Raw genomic sequence first — 13,838 nt, forward strand, 5'->3', positions numbered from 1 at the left:
CGATAACGTGTCGATCACCGTCAAGCTGATCAACCCGATCGCGATGGAAGAAGGTCTGCGCTTCGCTATCCGTGAAGGCGGCCGTACCGTCGGCGCCGGCGTGGTTGCAAAAATCCTCGCATAAGGAAATGTTATGCTTCCACCCGGGGCGTCCTGGGTGGTAGAATAGCACTCCTCGAAAGTTTTACGTAGGGACGTAGCTCAATTGGCAGAGCGTCGGTCTCCAAAACCGAAGGTTGGGGGTTCGATGCCCTCCGTCCCTGCCACCGTCAAGGTGCAGGGCACCGAAAGTAGAAAAATGTCAAATCAATCCGTGCAAACCGTTAGCACGTCGAGTGACAAGATAAAAGTCGCGCTGGCAATAGTGGCTGCGATTGCAGGAGTAGTCGGGTTTTATTACCTGGCAGGCCAACCAGCTCTGGTGCGTGCAAGCGCGCTTGTGGCTGGTTTGGTTATTGCTGTTGCGCTCTTGTATGTCTCGACGACCGGCCGTGAATTTCTCAATTTCGCCAAAGAAGCTGTGCGCGAAACCAAGAAAGTCGTTTGGCCTACCCGCAAAGAAGCCACGCAGATTACTGCGATCGTGTTTGCCTTTGTGCTGGTCATGGCGATTTTCCTGTGGGGTACGGATAAATTGCTCGAGTTTTTGTTGTATGACGTAATTCTTGGTTGGAAAAAATAATGAGCGAAAATGTGCATGATGAAGCGGCGGACGAGTCCGTTCCGGGCGACGCTCCGGTAGCGGACACTGGTGCAGCGCTGAGCGTGCCAGTCAGCAGCAAGCGCTGGTATGTCGTGCATGCTTATTCCGGCATGGAAAAAAGCGTCATGCGCGCACTGACCGAGCGCATCGAGCGCGCGGGCATGCAAGACCAGTTCGGCCAGATCCTGGTGCCGATCGAAGAAGTTGTCGAAGTCAAGAATGGTGTGAAGTCCGTCACCGAACGTCGTTTCTATCCTGGCTATGTGCTGGTTGAAATGGAAATGACGGACGAGAGCTGGCACTTGGTCAAGAACACCAGCAAGGTTACCGGTTTCATTGGTGGCAAGTCGAACAAGCCGACGCCGATCTCCGCGCGCGAAATCGACGGCATCATGAAGCAGATGCAGGAAGGTGTTGAAAAGCCCCGTCCAAAAACCTTGTACGAAGTGGGCGAGCAAGTCCGCATCAAGGATGGTCCGTTCACCGACTTCAACGGCAATGTCGAAGAAGTCAACTACGAGAAATCCAAAGTGCGCGTCTCGGTCACCATTTTCGGCCGCGCTACCCCGGTGGAGCTCGAATTCGGCCAGGTCGAAAAAGTTTAAGTATTATCAAGCGCCACCAGGAGCGTCGCAGCGGTCTCAGCGAAATCCGGTCAGAGGAGCCCCGCCAGGGTAGGATCGGCGGGGCGCTACTACTCAATCCAAGATAGGAGCCATCATGGCAAAGAAAATCATTGGTTTTATCAAGCTGCAAGTGCCAGCTGGTAAAGCAAACCCATCCCCACCAATCGGTCCAGCTCTGGGTCAACGTGGTCTGAACATCATGGAATTCTGCAAGGCCTTCAATGCACAGACCCAAGGTCTGGAGCCAGGCATGCCAATTCCAGTCGTGATCACCGCGTTCGCTGACAAGTCCTTCACGTTCGTGATGAAGACGCCTCCAGCAACCTACCTGATCAAAAAAGCTGCTGCGATCACCAAAGGTTCGCCGAAGCCACATACCGACAAAGTCGGTACGCTGACCCGCGCACAAGCTGAAGAAATCGCTAAATTGAAAACCCCTGATCTGACCGCTGCCGACATGGATGCTGCTGTACGCACCATCGCTGGTTCCGCTCGTTCGATTGGTATCACGGTGGAAGGTGTTGTATAATGGCTAAGTTATCCAAACGTATCAAGGCTTTGAAAGCCAAAGTCGACCGTACCAAAGTGTACGCTTTCGACAACGCTGTCGCTCTGATCAAAGAGTGCGCAACGGCCAAGTTCAATGAATCGATCGACGTATCGGTACAACTGGGTGTTGATCCTAAGAAATCTGACCAAGTGGTGCGCGGCTCCGTCGTGCTGCCAGCTGGTACCGGCAAAACCGTGCGCGTTGCAGTATTCGCGTCGGGCGAAAAAGCGGAAGCTGCCAAAGCAGCTGGCGCCGACATCGTTGGTATGGAAGACCTGGCTGAGCAGATCAAAGCCGGCGACATGCCTTTCGACATCGTTATCGCTTCGCCAGATACCATGCGTATCGTTGGTACCCTGGGTCAGATCCTGGGCCCACGCGGCATGATGCCTAACCCGAAAGTTGGCACTGTTACTCCTGACGTCGCTACCGCCGTGAAAAACGCGAAAGCCGGTCAAGTTCAGTACCGTACCGACAAATCCGGTATCATCCACGCTACCATCGGCCGTAAATCGTTCGCTGACGCAGATCTGAGATCGAATCTGGTCGCACTGATCGACGCACTGAACAAAGCCAAGCCAGCATCGAGCAAAGGCGTGTACCTGCGCAAAGTTTCGCTGTCGTCGACCATGGGCGCTGGCGTCCGTGTTGACCAGGCTAGCCTGGCAGCTTAAGTAACAGAATCAAGTCCTGTAGCGCCTTCGGGCGCTGCGGGCGCATCTTTGGGCTGTCTGCCCGGTGTTCGCACCAGGCAGGCAGACAATCAAAGACCGTTGGGCCGACTGCGATCGCACATGCAGAAGGTTAATAGGCTTGCCGGCAACGGCAAGTGCCCAACGCAGATGGTGTACCCGAACAAGTTTTGTAGTCCTCATGCTGCGTGAATCCATCCGCTCAGTTTAGTACTTCTTGACTTCGGACGCCGTGTTCGAACCGATGCAAGGCGCTCAACCACTCGGTTGTGATTGCCGAACATCATTTAAGGAGGTTGACCGTGAGTCTCAATCTGAATGACAAAAAGGCCGTCGTCGCCGAAGTTTCCGCACAAGTAGCAAATGCGCAAACGATCGTCGTGGCCGAATATCGTGGCATCCAGGTTGGTCACTTGACGCAACTGCGTGCTAAAGCGCGTGCCCAAGGCGTGTACCTGCGTGTGTTGAAAAACACTCTGGCTCGTCGCTCCGTTGAAGGTACCGCATTCGCCAGCCTGGCAGATGCCATGACCGGCCCGTTGATCTACTCGATCTCGGCCGATGCCGTTGCAGCAGCTAAAGTCATCGCTGACTTCGCTAAAACCAACGACAAACTGGTCATCAAAGCAGGTAACTACGCAGGCAAGCCGCTGGATACAGCTGCTGTCACCGCGTTGGCGAGCATTCCTAGCCGTGAAGTCCTCATTTCGCAGTTGTTGGGCGTTATGCTGGCTCCGGTTTCGGGCTTTGCACGTGGTCTGGCTGCCCTGGCAGCGAAAAAAGGCGAAGGCGCCGAAGCTCCTGCAGAAGCAGCAGCAGAAGAAGCCCCAGCAGCCGCTTAATTGCGCGCGCTTTTTTCTCTCAGTACCAATCTGATGTAACTAACGTAATAAATTTAGGAGTTTCAAAATGGCAATTAGCAAAGACGATATCCTGGAAGCAGTTAGCGCCATGTCCGTAATGGACCTGAACGACCTGGTTAAAGCATTCGAAGAAAAATTCGGCGTGTCCGCAGCAGCTATGGCTTCGGCCGGTCCTGCAGCAGGCCCAGCAGCAGCAGCTGAAGAACAAACCGAATTCAACGTCATCCTTGACACCTTCGGCGCAAACAAAGTTGGCGTTATTAAAGCAGTTCGCGAAATCACCGGCCTGGGCTTGAAAGAAGCTAAAGACCTGGTCGATGGCGCACCAAAAACTGTGAAAGAAGCAGTGTCGAAAGCTGACGCTGAAGCAGCACAGAAGAAACTGGTAGAAGCCGGCGCAACCGCTTCGATCAAGTAATATCTGTACCGGCGGCAGTTAGCGCCCGAGTCAAAGTCTGAGGTTTCCCCTCGCAAGGGGGGAAATCCGACTTTGGCTCCTTTGTCGTCTGCATCGTATTTGTCATGTAGTTGTAGCAGCAGTTTTTATTCGATTCAAGCCGGAAAGCAGAGCCTTGAGGTTTCGTCTGTGTCACACGCAGCGGTGCAAACGAACACTTGCAAAACCTGAATTTTCTATCCTTTCTGTCACTCACGGAGTGTCCATGCACTACTCATTTACTGAGAAGAAACGCATTCGCAAATCATTCGCGAAGCGCGCCAACGTTCACCACGTTCCGTTCCTGCTGGCGACCCAGCTCGAGTCTTATCATAGCTTCTTGCAAGAGGACATAGCACCGTCCGGCCGCAAGAATGATGGCCTGCAGTCGGCTTTCACTTCGATTTTCCCTATCGTGTCGCACAATGGTTTTGCGCGTCTCGAATTCTTGTCGTACGTTCTGGGCGATCCTGCCTTTGACGTCAAAGAATGTCAACAACGTGGCCTGACGTTCGCGTCGCCGCTGCGCGCGAAAGTGCGCCTGGTGATCCTGGACAAGGAATCGCCAACCAAGCCCGTCGTCAAAGAGATGAAGGAACAGGAAGTCTACATGGGCGAATTGCCGCTCATGACGACCACCGGTTCGTTCGTGATCAACGGCACGGAGCGGGTTATCGTTTCCCAGCTGCACCGTTCGCCTGGCGTGTTCTTCGAGCATGACCGCGGCAAGACCCACTCGTCCGGTAAACTGCTGTTCTCCGCGCGTATCATCCCTTACCGCGGTTCGTGGCTGGACTTCGAGTTCGACCCGAAAGACATCCTGTTCTTCCGCGTCGACCGCCGCCGCAAGATGCCAGTAACGATCCTGCTCAAAGCCATCGGCATGTCGCATGAGCAAATCCTGGCCAATTTCTTTGTCTTCGACAATTTCAACCTGCGCTCCGAAGGCGCGGAAATGGAATTTGTTGCCGAACGTCTGCGCGGCGAAGTGGCGCGTTTCGACATCGTCGACAAGTCGGGCAAGACCCTGGTGCTGAAAGACAAGCGTATCAACGCAAAACACGTGCGTGATATCGAAGCTGCCGGCATCAAGCACATTTCCGTACCGGAAGACTACCTGCTGGGCCGCGTATTGGCGAAGAACATCGTCGATGGCGACACCGGTGAAGTCGTCGCTTCCGCGAACGATGAGCTGACCGAAGATCTGTTGGGCCGCCTGCGCGACGCCAACATTTCCGAAATCCAGACCTTGTACACGAACGACCTGGATCAGGGCGCCTACATTTCGCAAACCCTGCGTATCGACGACACCGCCGACCAGATGGCTGCGAAAGTGGCGATCTACCGCATGATGCGTCCAGGCGAGCCGCCAACGGAAGACTCCGTTGAAGCGCTGTTCAACGGCCTGTTCTACAACTCGGACCGCTACGACCTGTCGGCCGTGGGCCGCATGAAGTTCAACCGCCGCATTGGCCGCGATGAACTGACCGGCGCCATGACCCTGTCGAACGAAGACGTGCTGGCCGTGATCAAGATCCTGGTGGAACTGCGCAATGGCCGCGGCGAAGTCGACGATATCGATCACCTGGGTAACCGTCGCGTACGTTGCGTGGGCGAACTGGCCGAGAATCAATTCCGCGCCGGCCTGGTGCGTGTTGAGCGCGCCGTCAAGGAACGCCTCGGCCAAGCCGAAGCGGACAACCTGATGCCGCACGACCTGATCAACTCGAAGCCGATTTCGGCCGCGATTCGCGAGTTCTTCGGTTCGTCCCAGCTGTCGCAGTTCATGGACCAAACCAATCCTCTGTCGGAAATTACCCACAAGCGCCGCGTATCGGCTCTGGGACCCGGCGGTCTGACACGCGAACGCGCCGGCTTTGAAGTGCGCGACGTGCATCCGACCCACTACGGCCGCGTCTGCCCGATCGAGACACCGGAAGGTCCGAACATTGGTCTGATCAACTCGCTGGCTCTGTATGCCCGCCTGAATGAATACGGCTTCCTGGAAACCCCGTACCGCAAGGTCGAAGGCTCCAAGATTACCGATCAGATCGACTATCTGTCCGCCATCGAAGAAGGTCGCTACATCATCGCTCAGGCGAATGCGACCATCAACGACGCCGGCATGCTGTCCGATGAACTGGTCTCGGCCCGTGAAGCTGGCGAAACCATCCTGGTCTCCCCGGAGCGCATCCAGTACATGGACGTTGCCCCAGGCCAGATCGTTTCCGTCGCTGCCTCGCTGATTCCGTTCCTCGAACACGATGATGCGAACCGTGCATTGATGGGCGCCAACATGCAACGTCAGGCTGTGCCTTGCTTGCGTCCGGAAAAAGCGCTGGTCGGTACCGGTATCGAACGCACCGTTGCGGTCGACTCGGGCACCACCGTGCAAGCGTTGCGTGGCGGTATCGTCGATTACATCGATGCGGGCCGTGTCGTGATTCGCGTCAACGATGACGAAGCGACCGCTGGTGAAGTGGGCGTCGACATCTACAACCTGATCAAGTACACCCGTTCGAACCAGAACACCAACATCAACCAGCGTCCTATCGTGCAAGTGGGCGACCGTGTTGCCAAGCGCGACGTGATCGCCGACGGCGCATCGACCGACCTGGGTGAATTGGCGCTGGGCCAGAACATGACCGTGGCCTTCATGCCATGGAATGGTCTGAACTTCGAAGATTCGATCCTGATCTCGGAAAACGTCGTCAAGGACGACCGCTACACTTCGATTCACATCGAAGAGTTGTCGGTGGTGGCCCGTGACACGAAACTGGGCGCGGAAGAAATTACGCGCGACATCTCGAACCTGGCTGAAAATCAGCTGGCACGTCTGGATGAGTCCGGTATCGTCTACATCGGCGCTGAAGTCCAGGCCGGCGACACCCTGGTTGGTAAAGTGACGCCGAAGGGCGAAACCCAGCTGACCCCGGAAGAGAAGCTGCTGCGCGCGATTTTCGGCGAAAAAGCCTCGGACGTGAAAGATACGTCGCTGCGCGTGCCTTCGGGCATGATCGGTACCGTGATCGACGTGCAAGTCTTCACCCGTGAAGGCATCGTGCGCGACAAGCGTGCCCAGCAAATTATCGATGACGAACTGAAACGCTTCCGTCTGGATCTGAACGACCAGATGCGTATCGTTGAAGGCGATGCCTTCCAGCGTCTGGAAAAAATGCTGATCGGCAAAGTTGTCAACGGCGGCCCTAAAAAGCTGGCCAAAGGCGCCAAGATCACCAAGGAATACCTGGCCGATCTGGACAAATACCACTGGTTCGACATCCGCCCTGCGGACGACGATGCAGCGGTAGCGCTGGAAGCGATCAAGGAATCGATCAACGAGAAGCGTCACCAGTTCGATCTGGCCTTCGAAGAGAAGCGCAAGAAACTGACGCAAGGCGATGAGCTGCAACCAGGCGTGCAAAAAATGGTCAAGGTGTACCTGGCCGTGAAACGCCGCCTGCAGTCGGGCGACAAGATGGCAGGTCGCCACGGTAACAAGGGTGTGGTTTCCCGTATTGTTCCTGTGGAAGACATGCCATACATGGCCGACGGCACGCCAGCCGACGTTGTGCTGAACCCGCTGGGCGTTCCTTCGCGGATGAACGTTGGTCAGATTCTCGAGACTCACCTGGGTTGGGCTGCCAAGGGTCTGGGTATCCGCATCGGCGAAATGCTGAAGGCGCAAACCAAGGTCGAGCAAGTGCGCAAGTACCTGACGACGATCTACAACGACAACGGCCGCGCGGAAGATCTGAACGACTTCGACGACGAAGAGATCATGAAGCTGGCGGAAAACCTGAAAAAAGGTGTTCCATTTGCCACGCCAGTGTTCGACGGCGCCAATGAAGAAGAGATCCGCCGCATGCTGGACCTGGCGTATCCGGACGACATCGCCAAGAACTTGGGCATGACCGCTTCGAAAAACCAGGTGACCATGTATGACGGTCGCACCGGTGAAGCGTTCGAGCGCAAGGTCACTGTTGGCGTCATGCACATGCTGAAACTGCATCACTTGGTTGATGACAAGATGCATGCGCGTTCGACCGGTCCTTACTCGCTGGTGACGCAACAGCCACTGGGCGGTAAAGCCCAGTTCGGTGGTCAGCGTTTCGGTGAGATGGAAGTCTGGGCACTGGAAGCGTATGGCGCGTCGTATGTCTTGCAAGAGATGTTGACCGTCAAGTCCGATGACGTGAATGGCCGTACCAAAGTGTACGAGAACCTCGTCAAGGGCGACCACGTGATCGACGCCGGCATGCCGGAATCGTTCAACGTGCTGGTCAAGGAAATCCGTTCGCTGGGTATCGATATCGACCTCGAACGCAACTAAAAGACAGCCATCTGTCATTTGGTGTGAGTAGTACAAAGCCCGGCTGGGAAACCACGCCGGGCAATGTAGTCTCAGGAATATAGAAATTTAATCACCTCTGGAGTGATACATGAAAGCACTGCTCGATCTATTCAAGCAAGTACAGACCAACGAGACCTTCGATGCAATCAAGATCGGTCTCGCTTCGCCTGAGAAAATCCGTTCGTGGTCCTACGGCGAAGTCAAGAAGCCGGAAACCATCAACTACCGTACCTTCAAGCCTGAGCGCGACGGCCTGTTCTGCGCCAAGATCTTTGGCCCGATCAAGGATTACGAATGCCTGTGCGGCAAGTACAAGCGCCTGAAACACCGCGGCGTGATCTGCGAAAAGTGCGGCGTCGAAGTCACCCTGGCCAAAGTGCGCCGCGAGCGCATGGGCCACATCGAGCTGGCCTCGCCGACCGCGCACATCTGGTTCCTGAAATCGCTGCCGTCGCGTCTGGGCATGGTCCTGGACATGACCCTGCGGGACATCGAACGCGTGCTGTACTTTGAAGCATACGTCGTGACCGATCCAGGCATGACCCCGCTGAAAAAGTGCCAGATCATGTCGGAAGACGACTACGCCGCCAAGTACGAAGAGTACGGCGACGACTTCACCGCCTTCATGGGCGCCGAAGGTATCCGTGAACTGCTGCGCTCGATCGACATCCACCGCGATGCCGAAACCCTGCGCGTGGAACTGAAGGAATCGAAATCCGAAGCCAAGATCAAGAAATACGCGAAGCGCTTGAAAGTGCTGGAAGCATTCCAACGTTCGGGCATCAAGCCTGACTGGATGATCATGGAAGTGCTGCCAGTGCTGCCGCCGGAACTGCGTCCACTGGTACCGCTGGATGGCGGCCGTTTCGCGACCTCGGATCTGAACGATCTGTATCGCCGCGTCATCAACCGTAACAACCGTCTGAAACGCCTGATGGAGCTGCGCGCTCCAGAGATCATCACGCGCAACGAAAAGCGCATGCTGCAAGAAGCAGTCGATTCGCTGCTGGACAACGGCCGTCGCGGCAAAGCGATGACCGGCGCCAACAAGCGTCCGCTGAAGTCCTTGGCCGAGATGATCAAGGGCAAGGGCGGCCGTTTCCGTCAAAACTTGCTGGGCAAACGCGTCGATTACTCCGGTCGTTCGGTCATCGTCGTGGGCCCGCAATTGAAACTGCATCAGTGCGGCTTGCCGAAACTGATGGCGCTGGAACTGTTCAAACCATTCATTTTCAATAAACTGGAACTGATGGGTCTGGCTACCACGATCAAGGCCGCCAAAAAGCTGGTCGAGATTCAAGAGCCGGTCGTGTGGGACATTCTGGAAGACGTGATCCGTGAACATCCGATCATGTTGAACCGCGCACCTACCTTGCACCGTCTGGGTATCCAGGCGTTCGAGCCAGTCCTGATTGAAGGCAAGGCCATCCAGTTGCACCCGCTCGTCTGCGCCGCATTCAACGCCGACTTTGACGGTGACCAAATGGCGGTCCACGTTCCTCTGTCGATCGAAGCGCAGATGGAAGCACGCACTTTGATGCTGGCATCGAACAACATCCTGTTCCCATCGAACGGCGAACCATCGATCGTTCCTTCCCAGGATATCGTGTTGGGTCTGTACTACGCGACCCGCGAAGCGATCAATGCGAAGAACGAAGGGATGATGTTCCCTGACGTGTCGGAAGTGATCCGCGCCTACGACAACAAGGAAGTCGAACTGACGACCCGCGTCACCGTGCGTATTACCGAATACCCGAAAAACGCCGAAACGGGCGAATTCGAGAAAACGGTAACGCGCTACGAAACGACGATCGGCCGTGCGATCCTGTCGGAAATTCTGCCTAAAGGCCTGCCGTTCTCCGTCCTGAACCGCGCGCTGAAAAAGAAAGAAATTTCCAAGCTGATCAACACGTCGTTCCGCAAGTGCGGCCTGCGCGCCACCGTGGTGTTCGCAGACAAACTGATGCAATCGGGTTTCCGCCTGGCGACACGCGCCGGTATCTCGATCTGCGTCGACGACATGCTGGTACCGCCGCAAAAAGTCACCTTGATCGCGACGGCCGAATCGGAAGTCAAGCAGATCGAACAGCAATACGCCTCGGGTCTCGTGACCGCCGGCGAGCGTTACAACAAGGTAGTCGATATCTGGGGCAAAACCTCGGATGAAGTCGGCAAGGCCATGATGGACCAGCTCAAAGTCGAAGACGTGATCCGCCGCGACGGCACCAAGTCGACGCAAGAATCGTTCAACGCCATTTACATGATGGCCGACTCCGGCGCGCGCGGTTCCGCAGCCCAGATTCGCCAGTTGGCCGGTATGCGTGGTCTGATGGCCAAACCGGATGGCTCGATTATCGAAACGCCGATTACCGCGAACTTCCGCGAAGGTCTGAACGTTTTGCAGTACTTCATTTCGACCCACGGCGCTCGTAAAGGTCTGGCCGATACGGCGCTGAAAACGGCTAACTCCGGTTACCTGACGCGTCGTCTGGTTGACGTGACGCAAGACTTGGTGGTGATCGAAGATGATTGCGGCACCATGAACGGCGCCGTCATGAAGGCACTGGTCGAAGGTGGTGAAGTCATCGAACCGTTGCGTGACCGTATCCTCGGCCGCGTGGTGGTGCATGACGTCGTCAATCCTGAAACCCAGGAAACGCTGTACGAAGCCGGCACCTTGATGGACGAAGACATGGTCGAAGAGATCGAGCGTCTGTCCATCGATGAAGTCAAGGTTCGCACGCCACTGACTTGCGACACGCGCTTCGGCCTGTGCGCCAAGTGTTATGGCCGCGACCTGGGCCGCGGCATGCTGGTCAACGCCGGCGAAGCCGTCGGTGTGGTGGCTGCGCAGTCGATTGGTGAGCCTGGTACCCAGCTGACCATGCGTACCTTCCACATTGGTGGTGCGGCTTCGCGTGCGGCAGTGGCATCGTCGGTGGAAGCCAAGTCGAACGGTACCATCCGCTTCACGGCAACCATGCGTTACGTGACGAACGGCAAGGGCGCGCAAATCGTCATTTCCCGTTCCGGCGAAGTGCTGATCACCGACGACCATGGCCGTGAGCGTGAGCGTCATAAAGTACCGTACGGTGCGACCCTGATCGTCAAGGACGGCATGGTCATCAAGGCCGGTACGGCCCTGGCAACGTGGGATCCGCTGACCCGTCCGATCATTACCGAATACGCCGGTCAAGTGCGTTTCGAGAACGTCGAAGAAGGCGTCACCGTAGCCCGTCAGGTCGACGAAGTGACCGGTCTGTCCACCCTGGTGGCGATCGATGCGAAACGTCGCGGTTCGTTGACGAAAACGTTGCGTCCGCAAGTCAAGCTGATCAACGACGCGAACGAAGAAGTCAAGATCGCCGGCACCGAACACTCGGTGGCGATCGGCTTCCAGGTCGGCGCGCTGATCATGGTCAAGGACGGTCAACAGGTATCGGTTGGTGAAGTGCTGGCACGTATTCCTACCGAATCGCAAAAAACGCGCGATATTACCGGTGGTCTGCCACGCGTTGCCGAACTGTTCGAAGCGCGCTCGCCGAAAGATGCCGGTATGCTGGCGGAAGTCACGGGTACGGTTGCGTTCGGTAAAGAAACCAAGGGCAAGCAGCGTCTGGAAATCACGGACATGGACGGCAACAAGCATGAGTTCTTGATCACCAAGGACAAACAAGTGCTGGTGCATGACGGCCAAGTCGTGAACAAGGGCGAGATGATCGTGGACGGCCCAGCCGATCCGCAAGACATCCTGCGCCTGCTGGGTATCGAAGCGCTGGCACGTTACATCGTTGACGAAGTGCAAGACGTGTACCGTCTGCAAGGCGTGAAGATCAATGACAAGCACATCGAAGTGATCGTGCGTCAGATGCTGCGTCGTGTTCAGATCGTCAATGCCGGCGACACCAACTACATCGTTGGCGAGCAGGTAGAGCGTTCGGAACTGCTGGACGAGAACGATCGCATGGCCGTTGAGAACAAGATTCCAGCGACCTACGAAAACGTCTTGTTGGGTATTACCAAGGCATCGCTGTCGACCGATTCGTTCATCTCGGCCGCATCGTTCCAGGAAACCACCCGCGTGCTGACCGAAGCGGCGATCATGGGCAAGCGCGATGGTCTGCGCGGCCTGAAAGAGAACGTCATCGTCGGCCGCCTGATTCCTGGCGGTACGGGCCTGGCCTTCCACCGCGCACGCAAAGAGAAAGAAGCGTGGGAAGTGGAAGAGCGTCAAGCACTGCTGCTGGCCGAGAAAGCCTCGATGGCTGGCGAAGCTGCCGAAGCGCTGCAGGACATCGAAACCCAGCAACACCACGGCGACGAAGCGTAATCTACGCTGCTAGCTGACAAAAAACGGCACCTTCGGGTGCCGTTTTTTTTATGCCTGAGCGTTTATTTAAAAACATGGGTACGTATAGCGCGGAATACGGAAATCATCGTGGTGCTTTATCAAAAATTTATATCCAGCATTATCGCTACCGTAAAACGTCATTTATATGGCAAATTGAAGTATGAGTCGTCTGAGTAAATGAAAAGTGAGCCAGGTATTGAAACTAATGCTGAGCCATGCTGTTATTAATGGCCGAGATTGCGAATCAAAACTTTATTGGTATTCATCCTGTTTGGTATCAGTATGGCCGAGTTACTGTTCGCCGAGCATGCTTGAATTGATGATCTTGGACGGGGTGATGCAGTCGCTGCCTGACTGGCGCACGCGGTGGGGCGGGAGAATCGCCCGGCGTGCCAGCGAATCTGAAGTGAGCGCTCACAAGGGATGTATCTGCAAACTGCCTGTTGCTGTGTCAACGCCATGCGTTGCGCATGGGCTCGCCCAGTTGCCGGTGACGGCGCAACACGGCGTTGTTGTGGCGTCACGCCCAATTGCCTTCGCCACGCCAGTTTCCAGTTCATTCATGCTAAGATTTGGCGCATGATTGCCCAAGCCCTGTTTACTCCGGCCCAGCAGAAACTGCTGGGTTTGCTCTTTGTTCGCGTGAATGAAGGTTTTCACTTGAACGAGATCATGCGCTTGACGGGACTGGGCAGCGCGTCGGCGCAGCGGGAACTGCGCCGGCTGCATGAGTCAGGGCTGATTACGTCGGAGCGGATCGGCAACGTGCGGCGCTTCTGGCCCAACAAGGAAAGCCTCGTGTATCCGGAGTTGAGCGGACTGGTGCAGAAAACCTTCGGCATCGTCGGCGTCCTCAGCATGACCTTGGCGCCTTTGCGTGCCCAGCTGCATCTGGCCTTCGTGTCGGGCGCCACAGCGAAGGGGCAGGACATGCCTGGCAGCGCCATCGATTTGCTGCTGGTGGGCGAAGAAGCCAATTATGGCGATCTGTTGACGGGATTGGCCCCGGCCGAGCGAACCTTACGGCGTAAAATCAATCCCAACCTATATACGCTGGCCGATTATCGCCGGCGGCTGCGCGAAGGCCAGCCGTTTCTGCTGCAGGTATTACAGCAGCCGAAGCTGTTTGTCATCGGCGATGAATCGCTATTGCATGCGCTGGCATTACCTGATGCTTCATTACAAGCGAATCACATGCCTTCTGTATTCTAAAGGCCGGGCCTGGCATTCAATTTCTGATGCTTGAAATTGTTGGTCAGAATA

Annotated in this window: 9 protein-coding genes, 1 tRNA gene and 1 pseudogene; all 11 read left to right on the forward strand. The window is 56.1% G+C overall.

Features of this window, described 5'->3' with window-relative positions; translation table 11 throughout:
• Positions 1 to 124 (forward strand): annotated as a pseudogene (locus VM94_RS27640) (elongation factor Tu); the annotation flags it as partial.
• 66 nt (positions 125 to 190) lie between these two features.
• Positions 191 to 266, forward strand: a tRNA-Trp gene (locus tag VM94_RS02705).
• 32 nt (positions 267 to 298) lie between these two features.
• Complete coding sequence (secE, locus tag VM94_RS02710) at positions 299 to 682, forward strand: preprotein translocase subunit SecE (protein WP_010394308.1); 384 nt, start codon at positions 299 to 301, stop codon at positions 680 to 682.
• Positions 682 to 1,308, forward strand: a complete 627-nt coding sequence (nusG, locus tag VM94_RS02715) for a transcription termination/antitermination protein NusG (protein ID WP_034753130.1) — start codon at positions 682 to 684, stop codon at positions 1,306 to 1,308. Before secE ends, nusG begins: the two co-directional genes overlap by 1 nt.
• Before the next feature lie 115 nt (positions 1,309 to 1,423).
• Positions 1,424 to 1,858 carry a 50S ribosomal protein L11 gene (rplK, locus tag VM94_RS02720; protein WP_034753131.1) on the forward strand — a complete coding sequence of 145 codons (435 nt, stop codon included), beginning with the start codon at positions 1,424 to 1,426 and terminating at the stop codon, positions 1,856 to 1,858.
• Positions 1,858 to 2,553, forward strand: coding sequence for a 50S ribosomal protein L1 (gene rplA, locus VM94_RS02725; protein ID WP_046682082.1), 696 nt, complete (start codon positions 1,858 to 1,860; stop codon positions 2,551 to 2,553). The genes rplK and rplA overlap by 1 nt, the downstream gene beginning before the upstream one ends.
• Positions 2,554 to 2,873: 320 nt before the next feature.
• Positions 2,874 to 3,413 carry a 50S ribosomal protein L10 gene (rplJ, locus tag VM94_RS02730; RefSeq protein WP_034753621.1) on the forward strand — a complete coding sequence of 180 codons (540 nt, stop codon included), beginning with the start codon at positions 2,874 to 2,876 and terminating at the stop codon, positions 3,411 to 3,413.
• Positions 3,414 to 3,480: 67 nt separating this feature from the next.
• On the forward strand, positions 3,481 to 3,852 hold the full coding sequence (rplL, locus tag VM94_RS02735; RefSeq protein ID WP_034753136.1) for a 50S ribosomal protein L7/L12: 372 nt from the start codon (positions 3,481 to 3,483) through the stop codon (positions 3,850 to 3,852).
• Between the two features lie 244 nt (positions 3,853 to 4,096).
• Positions 4,097 to 8,203 (forward strand): DNA-directed RNA polymerase subunit beta, encoded by a 4,107-nt coding sequence (gene rpoB / locus VM94_RS02740; RefSeq protein ID WP_046682083.1) that lies wholly within the window; start codon positions 4,097 to 4,099, stop codon positions 8,201 to 8,203.
• Between the two features lie 109 nt (positions 8,204 to 8,312).
• Positions 8,313 to 12,554 (forward strand): DNA-directed RNA polymerase subunit beta', encoded by a 4,242-nt coding sequence (gene rpoC, locus VM94_RS02745; protein ID WP_034753138.1) that lies wholly within the window; start codon positions 8,313 to 8,315, stop codon positions 12,552 to 12,554.
• Between the two features lie 444 nt (positions 12,555 to 12,998).
• Positions 12,999 to 13,787 (forward strand): ArsR family transcriptional regulator, encoded by a 789-nt coding sequence (locus VM94_RS02750; protein ID WP_235432798.1) that lies wholly within the window; start codon positions 12,999 to 13,001, stop codon positions 13,785 to 13,787.
• Positions 13,788 to 13,838: the final 51 nt, after the last annotated feature.

Origin of the sequence: Janthinobacterium sp. KBS0711, assembly GCF_000988085.1 — a bacterium.
GTDB classification, from domain to species: domain Bacteria; phylum Pseudomonadota; class Gammaproteobacteria; order Burkholderiales; family Burkholderiaceae_D; genus Janthinobacterium; species Janthinobacterium lividum_E.

Excerpts from the sequence above, each read along its gene's own strand:
- secE (WP_010394308.1), top strand. The coding sequence starts at position 299 with ATGTCAAATCAATCCGTGCAAACCGTTAGCACGTCGAGTGACAAGATA.
- nusG (WP_034753130.1), top strand. The coding sequence starts at position 682 with ATGAGCGAAAATGTGCATGATGAAGCGGCGGACGAGTCCGTTCCGGGC.
- rplK (WP_034753131.1), top strand. The coding sequence starts at position 1,424 with ATGGCAAAGAAAATCATTGGTTTTATCAAGCTGCAAGTGCCAGCTGGT.
- rplA (WP_046682082.1), top strand. The coding sequence starts at position 1,858 with ATGGCTAAGTTATCCAAACGTATCAAGGCTTTGAAAGCCAAAGTCGAC.
- rplL (WP_034753136.1), top strand. The coding sequence starts at position 3,481 with ATGGCAATTAGCAAAGACGATATCCTGGAAGCAGTTAGCGCCATGTCC.
- rpoB (WP_046682083.1), top strand. The coding sequence starts at position 4,097 with ATGCACTACTCATTTACTGAGAAGAAACGCATTCGCAAATCATTCGCG.
- rpoC (WP_034753138.1), top strand. The coding sequence starts at position 8,313 with ATGAAAGCACTGCTCGATCTATTCAAGCAAGTACAGACCAACGAGACC.
- VM94_RS02750 (WP_235432798.1), top strand. The coding sequence starts at position 12,999 with ATGTATCTGCAAACTGCCTGTTGCTGTGTCAACGCCATGCGTTGCGCA.